Raw genomic sequence first — 12,240 nt, 5'->3', positions numbered from 1 at the left:
CAATCTCGCACCCCCCAATCGGTCGACTCCCACCCTGATTCTCCCCATCAACGTTGACATGATCCCCGAGTAGGCAAGTAGCCGCTATGTATCATCCAAACAATCCGAGGAGGCTCGTGTGACCCGTTGTGGTCGTGTGCAGGTGACGGGTATCGGCGCGATGACCCCGCTGGGCGCCGATGCGCCGTCGTCGTGGTCGGGACTGCTGGACGGCAAGTCGGGGGTCCGCTTTCTGGAGGAGGAGTGGGCCGCGGATCTGCCCGTGCGCGTCGCGTCCGGACTTACGGTGGACCCCGCCTCCCTGCTCCCGAGGGCCGAGGCCAGGAAGCTGGACCGTGGTGAGCAGATGGCCCTTCTCAGCGCGCGTGAGGCCTGGCAGGACGCCGGCGCTCCCCAGGTCGAGCCGGAACGGTGCGCCGTCGTCATCGGTACCGGGACCGGTGGGGTTCTCACCACGCTGGGGCAGGACGACGCCTTCGAACGCGCGGGCATTCGCCGACTGTCGCCGTTCGCCGTCCCCATGCTGATGCCCAACGGGCCTGCTGCCTGGGTGAGCATGGACCTGGGCGCGAAGGGAGGCGCCAGGACGCCGGTGAGTGCTTGCGCATCGGGGGCGGAGGCTCTCGCCGTAGGGCAGGAGCTGATCCGTGGCGGACGGGTGGACGTGGTCGTCGCGGGTGGCGTGGAGGCATGCCTGCACCCGTTCACCATCGCGGCATTCGCCCAGATGAAGGCCCTGTCGACGCAGGCCGTGGCCCCAGAGACCGTGTCCCGCCCGTTCGACGTCAAGCGGTCCGGGTTCGTCATGGGCGAGGGCGCGGGGATGATGGTGCTGGAACGCACCGAGTTCGCCCGGGCCCGTGGAGCACGCACTTACGGCACGTTGGCAGGCAGCGCCGTGAGTTCCAGCGCGAACCACATCACGGCCTCCGACGCGGAAGGCCAGGCCTCCGCCATGCAACTGGCGTTGCGCGATGCCGACTTGACTCCGGCGGACATCGGGGTCGTACACGCCCACGCCACATCGACGGAGTCCGGTGACGTGGCCGAGGCCGAGGCGATCGGCCAAGTGATCGGCGGCCACGCCGCGGTGACGGCGACGAAGTCGATGACAGGCCACATGATCGGCGCGTCCGGAACAGTTGGCGCCATGGCCGCGCTGCTCGCGCTCAGGGACGGCACGGTGCCGGCCACGCGTAACCTCGACGAACTCGACCCTCGCGTGGAACTGGATGTGGTGCGCGGTGAGCGGCGTACCGGTCAGTGGTCCGCTGCGCTGGCCAACGCGTTCGGGTTCGGCGGACACAACGTCAGTCTCGTGCTCACCAGGTGACGACGAGACCGTGACCGTCGACGCCCACAGCCGGTCCGGCTGGTACTGACAGCACCAGCCGGACACATATGCAGCTACGCGGCCGCGCGCGACTCCTGCACCCGGCCCGCCAGTGACCGGATCGTCGGGGCGGAGAAGAGTGCTGAAACGGGCAGCGAGACGTCCAGTTCCTTCCTCACCTCTGCCATCAAACGTACTGCCCGCAGGGAGTCGCCGCCCAGTTCGAAGAAGTTGTCAAGGACGGAGAGCGAGGACGCTTGGAAGAATTCCTTCCACAGGGTGAGCAGGGCATGTTCCCCCTCCGTGGCAGGGCGAACGTCCTCAACCTCCGTATCCTGCCCCTTCTCGTGCCGGGCCAGTGTGGCGCGATCCACCTTTCCGTTCGCCGTCAGGGGCAGCGCGTCCCACACGGTCACCACGGCCGGAAGCATGTACGGCGGCAGGAACTCTTCTGCGGCCTTCCTGATTTCGGCGCCCGTTCGCAGGGCACCCACCTCCAGCACGACGTGCGCTACGAGTCGCCTCCGGCTCCGCTCGCCCGGGGCGGTGACGACAGCGCCCGCCACCTCTGGACATCGCAGCAGCGCGGCTTCCACGTCGCCCAGCTCGATCCGGTAGCCGCCGACCTTGACCTGCATGTCGTCGCGACCGAGGAACTCGATCTCACCGTTGGGCAGGAGACGTCCCCAGTCCCCTGTCCTGTAGACGCGTTCGCCGGTGAGCGGTGAGACCGTGAAGCTCTTCTCGGTCTTCTCCGTATCGCCGAGGTACCCACGGGCCAGACCGGCTCCGGCGATGCAGATTTCGCCAACGACCCAATTGGGGCGTGGCTGTAGGAGCGTGTTGGCAACAAAGACCTTTTGGTTCCGCATGGACGTGCCGTAGGGGATGGACGGCAATGCCGTGTCCTCGGGCACGATCTGATGCCAGATCGACCAGATCGACGCCTCGGTCGCTCCCCCGAGGCTCCACAGCGTCGCCTGAGGGAAGCAGCGCTGGATCTCGCCGGGCAAGGCCACGGGAATCCAGTCCCCGCTCATGAGGACGGCGCGGAGTGAGGACGGAGCGTCCGGGGACCGAAGAGCTGTGTCCTTTGCCGGCGTCAGATGCTCGCACATCATGGCCATCAAGGCGGGAACGCTGTTCCACACCGTGACATTCCACTCGGCCATCAGACAGTGCCAATTGGCGGGTTCCCGTGCATCTCCCGGGTCGGGCAGCACAACTGCGCCACCGGCGGAGAGAGGGCCGAAAATGTCGTAGACCGACAGGTCGAAGTTGAGAGCCGAGAGGCCGAGGACGCGGTCATCCGCCGTGAGCGACAGCTCGTCGTTGACGTCCAGGATCGTGTTGACCGCTGGTCCGTGCTCGATGACCACCCCCTTGGGGGAGCCCGTGGAGCCAGAGGTGTAGATCACGTATGCGACGTCACTAGGGGTCACCGAGACGTCCGGCGCCGTATGGACCGCGGTGCTCTCGAACGTGGCGGGCGCCTCAACATCCAGCACGGTGAGGCCATCGGGCCAGTTGACCGCGTTGCGGAGCGCGGGTTGGGTGAGGACCGTGTCCAGCCCCGCAGCAGCGATCACCGCGGCGAAGCGCTGGGCCGGCCAGTGCGGGTCGATGGGCACGTATGCACCTCCCGACCGCAACACGCCCATGCTGCCGACCACTTGCTCCCAGCCCTTGTCCATCACCACGCCGACCAGTGTTCCCGTCGTGGTGCCATGTTCTGCCAGGAGAGAGGCCACACGGGCCGATTCCGCGTCGACGTCGGCGTAGCTGAGCCGCCGGTCTCGGGTGATCACGGCGACAGCGTCGGGAGTGCGCGACGCTCGTTCGACGAAACGGAAATGGAGGGTGTGGTCCGAGGGGAACTTGAGCTCCGCGGCCCGCTGCGGGACGTCGGCGCCGGGCGCAAGCTCGGGAACGTTCGTCCAGGCGGGCGCGAGCCATGCGGAGTTAGCGACAGAGTTCACGAATCAGCCTTTCGTATGCCGTGAACATTGAGTCCACGACGCCCTCCGGGAACACTTCCTCGACCACGTCCCAGTTGAGGATCAGACCGCCGTTCTCCTCAAACGCTGTGTGGTCAAGGATGACTTGTGGTGTGCGGACCCCGCTCCATACCGGCGTGCCGCTCTCGCCCATGCGGCACAGCGAACCCACGGGCCCGGCCTCCTGCCCGTGGCCGGCGGCCCCACCGATAGTGCTGTTGAAGACAACCGGCATGCGCGCCCGCCCTGCGTTCGCGTCCATGCGCCCGAGATCCCTGAGTACATCGAGGCCGGAGTAGCCGGTGTGTTCCATGTCCTGCATCAGTTGCCGTTGGATGCGGCGGGCCGTGTCCCGGAAGGGCGCGGCCTGGTCGACCCGCACTTCGAGCAGACTTGTGGAGGAGAAGTTGCCGATGACGTTCGCGGTGTCCACACCTGCTATCGCGTCCCGTTGCGACACGAGGCATGTGATCGTGAAGTCCGGCGCTTTGGACCACGCGGCAAGCACATGGCAGTACGCGCCCAGCACGGCGCCTGACGCCGTCAGACCGGCTGCCGCGGCATTGCGCTTGAACTCCTCCCACTCCGGTGCGTCGACTCGCACGAAGCGGTTGGTGAACACGGGACGCCGCACCTCGGCAAGGCGGACTGCGAGCGGCAGTTGTGGAGCGGGGGGCAGGTCCTGGAGCCGACTGCTCCAGTACAACCTGCTCTCGTCGCTCGCTGCCGCCACGGCCTGCTCGCGCATCGTGAGCGTGAACTCATCGAACCCACACCGGAGCTCCGGAAGTTCCAGGTCCGGAGCGTTGTAGAGCTGCGCCCACTCCTTGAAGAGGACAGAGGTGCTGCCGCCGTCCGAGACGAGTACGTCGATGCCGAAGTGCAGCCGTGTCACGGTCGAGCTGACCGTGGCCCGAACCATGAACAACGGCCAACTCGTGACGTCGAACTCCTTTGCCTTCAGCTCCGCGTGTATCGCGACGAGTCGCTCGTCGCGCTCGTCCTCCCTGAGCCGGGTCAGGTTCTCCGTGGGGATCGATACGCGAGGCACGGTGCCCAGCACCCGCTGACTCCCGGTCTCCGGGTCGAAGACGGCCCGCAGCATCGGGTGACGCCGTACGAGCCGATCGAGCGCGTACTCGGCTGCCGCCACATCGAAGTCGATCAGGTCGACCTCCACGTACAAATACGTGGACACATTGCCCAGTTCGAAGTCGTCGGCGCGTCCCGCGAGATACGCCTCCTGCAGTTTGGTCAGGGGAAACGGGGCAGAGTCGGGCATGGAGGGCTCCCCTGTCCTCGGCTCGGCGATGTCCGCGCACTGTTGCGGCTGCTGCCTTGCGGGCGCGGCGATCGGGGCCGGAGCGGAGCTTGTCTCAGTGACCTGGCCTGGTCCGGGCTCCTCGGCCTCGTCTGACTCCTGCCCGTCACCGGGCTGGAACAGAGCCACGACGTGTGAGACGAGTGCCTCCGGAGTCGGGTGGTCGAAGACCACGGTGGCGCCCAGCCGCATGTCGATCTTGCGGCCGAGGCGAACGCGCAGCTCCATGGAGGTGAGGGAGTCGAAGCCCATCTCGTAGAAGGACTGCTGGGCGTCCACGCGCCGGGGCTCGGTGCCGAGCAGTTCGGCCACGCTTTCCTTGACCACCGTGAGCAGGCCGGCGATGCGTTGGTCGTGGGGCGCGTCCGTCGAGTTCAGGAGGTCGAGGACTGTGGCCGCCTCTTGCGGACGGGCGGGCAGGTCCGCCTCGACGCGTTGCTGAGCGGAAGCGACAGACGTCTCCCGCATCTCCCGTCGTGGAGCCGAGACGGGCGGGTCAGCGGCGACAGTGGGTGCAGATGTCCGCACTCCCTCGGCCCGGTCCACATGGCGCCCTGCGAGGCGGGAGAACAGGAACGGGCTGTCCGTCGTCGCGTCGGCGGTCTCATCGGACACCACGAGACGCGCCGCGATAACGGCAGTGGTGCCGCTGCTGAGTGCGGCGTCGAACAAGGCAAGTCCCTCCGGCACCGTGAAGGGCGCCACTCCGTTGCGCCGCAGTCGCAGCAGATCTGCCTCGTCGAGGTGCCCCGTCATGCCCGTCGCCTCGTCCCACAGGCCCCAGGCGACGGAGTTGGCCGGCCGGCCCCGTGCCCGACGCCATTGTGCGAAGTGGTCCAAGAAGGTGTTCGCCGCCGCGTAGTTGGCCTGCCCCGGGCCGCCGAGAACGCCGTACAGGGAGGAGAAGACGGTGAAGAAGCGCAGGTCGTCCTCGCGCGTCGCGGCGTCCAGATGGAGCGCCGAGTCGACCTTGCTCGCCAGGACGCGGTGCAGTTGCTCGGGCGTCATGTTCGGCACGATGGCGTCGTCAAGGAGGCCCGCGGCATGGACGACGCCGACCAGGGGATGTTCCGTGCGCAGTTGCGCCAGGGCCGTGCGAAGGCGTTCAGCGTCGGTGGCGTCGACCTCGAGCACGCGAACTGAGGCGCCCAGACGCTCCAGGTCGGAGGTAAGGGCCGTGATGCCGGGCGCCTTGCGACCACTGCGGCTGAGCAGCGCCACAGACCTCACGGACTTCTGGGTGACGAGGTGGCGGGCCAGGGCACGGCCGATTGTGCCAGTGCCGCCGGTGATCACGACTGTGCCGTCGCCGCAGTCCGGGAACGAGTCGTTGACAGCTGCGTGAGGCCACAGATGCGGGCGCAGCACACGGCCGGCACGCACGGCCAGCTGGGCCTCGGAGCGTCGCAACGCCGCCTTGACCAGGGCCGGTTCGGCGGCTGCTGCGTCGTCGATGTCGATGACGCGGATATGCCCGGGGTTCTCGGTCTGCGCGGTGCGCGCCATCCCCCACAACGCGCTCAAGGCCAAGTCGTGCGCGTCATCGCCGGGCACAGCCACAGCGTTCCGGGTGACGAACGTGAGCAGGGCGCGCTCGGAAAGGTCCTCGGCGAGCATCCACTGCTGGACGGCCTCCAGCGCCCACGCTGCCGTGTCATGGACGTGAGCGGCGGTCACGGTTCCGGGGCCGGTCGGCGGGGTTGAAAGGATGACCTGCCAGTCTCCGGGCAGAGCCCTGACGACCATGATGGCTTCGTCGAGCGTGGCCACGGTTATCCCGCCGTGCGCGGCGTCCCGCAGAGGCGAAGCGAGCGGACCGTCAGCGCCCACGACGCACAGGCGGCGTTCCACACCGAGTTCCTCCTCGGCCTCCGCCCAGTCGGTCGTGTAGAGCGTGGGCTCCTCGTGGGCCGGTTGCTGAGCGGTGCGCTCAAGGCCCCTGACCACCATGCGGTCGACGCTCAGCAACACGCGTCCGTCATCGTCGGCCAGGGTGAGAGCGATCGCGTCGGGAGCCACGCGGCGGGCAACGGCCCAGCACTGGCCGGCGTCATCGATGTCACCGACATGTACGCCGTTGAACACGAAGGGGACGGCGATGTCCCCTGCCGCCGACGTTTCGATCAGGCCACAGGCCACGGCGGCGTGCAGCGCCGCGTCGGACAACGCCGGGTGCAACGCGAAGCCGCTGTGGTTGACGCGAGCGCTGTCCGGCAGGACCACCCGGGAGCGGGCCCAGCCGTCGCCGTGCTCTCCACCGCGTACGCCTTGGAACGCGTCGCCGTAGCCGTACCCTCTCTCGCGCAGCCGCGAGTACAGCGTCTCGGCTTCCAGGCGTCCGGCAGCAGGCTCGGTCGTGAGACCGGCGCGAGCCGGTCGACCGGTCTCGGGGGACACCAGGCCCTCCGCGTGATGCCGCCACTCGGCGTCGGCGGCCGAGCGCGAGTACACCGCCACGGCCCGTTTCCCCTGCGCGTCGGCGCGTCGCGCGGTCACTTGTACATCGACCTGAGCCCCGTCCACCGGCAGGAGCAGTGGATCCCGGAGCACCATCTCGTCGAGGGCGGGACAGTCGAGTTCGCGCCCCGCAGACAGCAGCAGCTCCGCGAAGGCGGTGCCTGGCAGCAAAGGCGTGTCATCGACCCGGTGATCCAGCAGCCACGGATGGCTTCGGATGGACAGACGCCCGCTGTTCACCATGGTGCCGTCGACCGTCTCGACCATGGAAGTCAGGAACGGGTGGCCGCCGGCTGCGATCCGTGTCCTGTTCGCACTCGATCGCACGGCAGCGGTGGAGACGGCCGTGGTCTCCATCTGCGACGGAAGCCAGAACCTGCGTCCCTCGAAGGGGTAGGTGGGGAGTCCGACCGGAGCCGGCGTCCCGGACCACACACCGGTGTGCAGGGCAGCCCAGTCGACGTCATGTCCCTGTACGTGGGCCTCGGCGGCGGCTGTCAGGAACCGCTCGTAAGAACCTTGGTCCCGACGAAGCGTCGCGCATACCGGGGCGTCGCTGTCGACCTGCTCCAGAATCTGACGCAGCGAGCTGAGGAGCACCGGGTGCGGACTGATCTCGATGAAGGCGTCGTAACCGTGCGACACCATGGCCGTGACCGTCTCGGCGAACCGGACCTGCTCGCGCAGGTTCCGGTACCAGTACGCGGCGGTCAGATCCTGCCCCTGTACGCGGTCGCCTTCGACGGTGGAGAAGAAGGTCACGTCCTCCGCGGAAGCCTGGAGGCCGTCGAGATCTGTCAGGATGCGGCCTTCGAGTTCGGCCATGACGGGCGAGTGCGAGGCGCACTTGGCCGGGACCCGACGGGCGTACACGCCCCGCTCCTCGCACTGGTCCAGCAGACGCTGAATACCGGGTTCGTCGTCACCGGACAAGATGGTGAAAGCGGGGCCGTTGGTCGCCGCGACAGTGATATGTGCGCCCACTTCACCTGTGGCGGTCACCGCCTCCTCGACTCCCAGCGCCACGGCCACCATGCCGCCGCGTCCCTCGTCCTCCAGAAGTCGGCTGCGGCAGGCGACGACACGGGCCGCCTCATCGAGACTGAGGGCACCAGCGAGGCAGGCGGCGGCGACCTCGCCCTGAGAGTGTCCGATCACCGCGGCAGGGCGGACACCGGCCAGTCCCCACATCGATGCGAGGCCCAGCATCATGGTGAAGATGAGTGGCTGGACGACATCCGTACGCTCTCGGTCCGTCTCCTGGTCCTCGCCGGACAGCACCGCCAGCAAGTCGTAGTCGAGGTAGGGCTTGAAGGCTCCTGCGACCTCCTCGACCCTCAGCCGGAAGACGTCGGACTCCTTGAGGAGCCGCACGGCCATGGCATCCCACTGGGACCCCTGCCCGGGGAACACGAAGACCGGGCGCCGAATGCGCCGCGCCTCATCGTGCACGACTGCCGGGGAGTCGGCGTCGTTGGCGAACGCCTGGAGCGCAGCGGCCAGACGCTCTCGTCCTCCTTCTATGGCGACGGCACGGTGGGCGTAGTGCTCGCGCTGTGTTGCGAGCGCCTCAGCGGTTGCCGCCACGGATGTGGTACCGGAGGTGAGGTGTTCGGCGACTCTCGCGGCGTGAGAACGCAGAGCCGCCGGTGTCCTGGCAGACAGGGTGAGGCCATGCGTGGCGTCGTCGGAGGCGACCGCCGTGGACACGGAAAATTCTGGGCCCTCCTCCCAACTCTCAAGAATCACATGTGAGTTGGTGCCACTTACGCCGAACGAGGAGACAGCGCACCGGCGTACGCCGTCCGGTGCCGCAGGCCAGGGCCTGCTCTCTCGCAGGACGTTCACCGAGGAGGACCAGTCCACGTGGGAGTTGAGGCTCTCGACGTGCAGCGTCTTGGGCATGCTGCCGGCGCGCATCGCGCTCAGGCACTTGATGACACCACCGACTCCTGCAGCGGCCATGGAGTGGCCGATGTTCGACTTGAACGAACCGATCCACACGGGTTCGTTGTCGCGGTCCGCTCCGTAGGTGGCCTGAATGGCGTTGGCCTCGATGGGGTCGCCGAGCTTGGTGGCCGTGCCGTGCGCCTCGACGAGCTGCACCTTGCCGGGAGCGAGCCTGGCGTCGGCGAGCGCCTGTTGGATCACCTTGACCTGAGCCTTGCCGCTCGGTGCGGTGAGGCCGTTGCTCGCGCCGTCCTGATTGACGGCGGTTCCCTTGATGACACCGAGGATGCGGCGCCGGTTGCGCCGGGCCGCCGAGAGGCGTTCAAGGACGAGGACGCCCGCGCCTTCGGCCCAGACGGTTCCGTTGGCGGTGTCGGAGAAGGTACGACAGCGTCCGTCCGGCGAAAGGGCGCCCTTCTTCGCGTAGTCCACGAACATGCCGGGCCCCGTGAGCACGGTGCAACCGCCCGCGAGCGCCAGATCCGTCTCACCGCTGCGCAAGGACCGGACGGCAGTGTGAATCGATACGCCGGACGACGAACAAGCGGTGTCGATCGTCAGGGCAGGGCCTTCCAGGCCCAAGAGGTAGGCGATCCGCCCGGACGCCACGCTGGGCGAGGTGCCGGTGCCCATGAAACCGGCGGTCTCGTCCTGCCACTTCCACAGCGGCATCCCATACTCGTTCGGCATCAACCCGACGAATACGCCGGTCTGTGAACCCTTGAGGCTCGACGGGACGATGCCCGCCCGCTCGATCGCCTCCCAGGCGACCTGCAGGAGCACCCGCTGCTGCGGGTCCATGGAGATCGCCTCAGCGGGCCTGATCCCGAAGAAGTCGGCGTCGAAGAGGTCCGCGTCATGGAGGAAGCCGCCCTGCCGCACAAAGCTCGGGTCGTAGAGCTCCTCTGTGTGCCACTCGCGGTTGTCGGGAAAGTCGGTGATGGTGTCCCGGCCCTCGTCGACCATGGCCCATAGGCGCTCCGGAGTGTTCATACCGCCTGGGTAGCGGCAGGCCATACCTACGACGGCTATGTCTTCGGGCTCCGTTGTGTTCTCAGCCACGGAGTGCCTCCAGTTCGGTGTTCAGGTGTGCCGCGAGGTCGCTGATCGTCGGGTGGTCGAAGAGAGCGGAATCCGGGAGCTCCACGGTGGTAGCAGCCGTGAGACGGTCTTGCAGCTCGAGCAGGGACATGGAGTCGACGCCCAGGTCCTTGAAAGTGCTGTCGGGGTCCACACGAAGGCGCTCGTCGCCTGTTTCGCCCAGCACGTCGAGGAGTTCGCGCTCCAAGAACGACCCGATGAGCCAGAGCCGTTCCGACGGGCCGCCTGCCTGCTCCCAGCCGGACACCAGGGGGCTTGTGAGGGCTTCTTCCGGTACTGCGGGGGCCGGCTCGGGGGCGGGGGTATCGGCGCGGGGCGAGGTGGGTCCGTGGAAGGTGTCGCGTTCGAAGGGGTACGTGGGCAGTCCAGGCACCTTGCGCAGCCCTGTCCCCAACCGGTCTGCGACCGTGGCGATGCCTCCGTGGGCGGCATACGTACCGGCGGCGGTGACCCAAGCGACCCGCTCAGCTCCTCCGTTGTGCCCGTTGTGCAGCCAGTCCGCCGGTATGGCCAGGTCGTGGCCTGCCGCGATCTTCAGCAATCCGTCGCGCATCTGATCCCAGTGACCGCCGACCACTGCGACCCGGTGCTCGCCCTCGTCACGCTGGGCGAGGGACCACGCCACATCGCGCACGGTGTAGCAGTCCATGGGGAAGGAGTGTTCAACAAGAGCGCGGGCCAGCGAGCGGACCGCCTCGCGGGTCCGGCCGGAGAGACACCACACGGTGTCCGCAGTGGGTCGCTCGGACGGAGCCCGGGACACGAGTCGACCGGAGGGGCTCGTTGTGCGGGGTGAACTCGCCAGGACCACATGGACGTTGGTGCCGCCCATGCCGAACGAGCTGACGCCGACGAGCTCGTCGGTGTCCAGGCTCTCGTCCTGGCCCGCACCGACGACTCTGAGGTTGAGATCGGCCAACGGCAGTTCCTCGGGACTGCGTTGATGGTGCAGCGTCGGGGGCAGCTGCCCGTGATGCAGCACCAGGCACGCCTTGATGAACCCGGCGATGCCCGCCGCCGACTCCAAGTGCCCGATGTTCGACTTGACCGAGCCAACGAGCAGCGGCGTTTCCCGCGAGCGCCGCGTTCCGATGGCCTCGCCGAGGGCCTCGGCCTCGACCGGGTCACCCACGGGTGTGCCCGTGCCGTGCAATTCGACGTAGCCGACCGATGCACCCGTGACCCCCGCGGCGCGGTGGGCGGCTTCGATCACCTCGCGCTGGCCGTCCGGGCTGGGGACTCCGAGACCGGCTCTGCCCCCGTCGTTGTTGGTGGCGCTGCCGCGCACCACGCAGTAGACGTGATCGCCGTCGCGTACGGCAGCGTCGAGCGGTTTGACTACGACAACGCCGCCCCCTTCGGCTCGGACGTACCCATTGGCTTTCTCGTCGAAGGTGCGACAGCGCCCGTCGGGCGACAGGCCGCCCCACAGTTGCACCTGGTCGGTGACGTCCGGCAGGAGGTTGAGGTTGATGCCGGCGACGAGCGCCGCATCGCATTCGCCCAGCCGCAGGCTCGCGATCGCCCGGTGCAGTGCGCTCAGGGACGACGACTGACCGGTGTCGATGACTTCGCTGGGGCCGCGCAAACCGAGATGGTGGGAGATGCGCCCCGCCAGAAGCGAGCGACTTGAGCCCATGTGCCCGAACCTGTCGAGACGCCCGGAGGCGAAGTACTGCGTCTTGAAGTCGTCGGCGCATGCCCCCACGTAGACACCCCAGCGCGTCGCCCGCAGGCCGGGTGTGGGAACGGCAGCGTCCTCCAATGCCTGCCATGCGAGCTCGAGCAGGATCCGCTGCTGCGGATCCATGTGCTCGGCCTCGCGTCGGACGATGCCGAAGAATCTGGCGTCGAACTTGTCAATGCCCTGGATGAAGCCGCCGTGCCGTATGGGAGTCCGGGGTTCGGCGGACTCGGGCCCGGCACGCTCCTCCCAACGGCCGGACGGAACGCTGCCCACGCTGTCCGCCGCGGACATGAGGTTGCCCCAGAATTCTCCGGGATTGGATGAGCCGGGAAAGCGGCACGCCAAACCGATGACAGCCACGAGGGCTGTCCCTGGTTCCGCGGTCGTCCGGGTC

General features: G+C 68.0%; 4 protein-coding genes. 1 reads left to right on the top strand and 3 read right to left on the bottom strand.

All coding sequences use genetic code 11. From position 1 onward, the window contains the following. The first annotated feature begins 118 nt into the window (after positions 1–118). Positions 119–1,333 carry a beta-ketoacyl-[acyl-carrier-protein] synthase family protein gene (locus tag ACZ5WE_RS36915; protein WP_467696015.1) on the top strand — a complete coding sequence of 405 codons (1,215 nt, stop codon included), beginning with the start codon at positions 119–121 and terminating at the stop codon, positions 1,331–1,333. 74 nt (positions 1,334–1,407) lie between these two features. On the opposite strand, the gene ACZ5WE_RS36910 is transcribed toward ACZ5WE_RS36915, so the two are convergent. Genes ACZ5WE_RS36910 through ACZ5WE_RS36900 form a run of 3 tightly spaced genes read right to left on the bottom strand, consistent with a single transcriptional unit; the run spans position 1,408 to position 12,206 of the window. After that, complete coding sequence (locus ACZ5WE_RS36910; RefSeq protein ID WP_467696014.1) at positions 1,408–3,312, bottom strand: non-ribosomal peptide synthetase; 1,905 nt, start codon at positions 3,310–3,312, stop codon at positions 1,408–1,410. Then, positions 3,296–10,120, bottom strand: a complete 6,825-nt coding sequence (locus tag ACZ5WE_RS36905; RefSeq protein WP_467696012.1) for an SDR family NAD(P)-dependent oxidoreductase — start codon at positions 10,118–10,120, stop codon at positions 3,296–3,298. Before ACZ5WE_RS36905 ends, ACZ5WE_RS36910 begins: the two co-directional genes overlap by 17 nt. Next, a complete protein-coding gene (locus ACZ5WE_RS36900) occupies positions 10,113–12,206 on the bottom strand; it encodes a beta-ketoacyl synthase N-terminal-like domain-containing protein (RefSeq protein WP_467696010.1) in 2,094 nt (697 codons plus the stop codon). The genes ACZ5WE_RS36905 and ACZ5WE_RS36900 overlap by 8 nt, the downstream gene beginning before the upstream one ends. Between the last annotated feature and the right edge of the window lie 34 nt (positions 12,207–12,240).

Source organism: Streptomyces sp. NPDC033180, from assembly GCF_055577645.1.
Note: the sequence above shows the minus strand (reverse complement) of the source record. Positions and strands in the feature narration are given on the sequence as shown.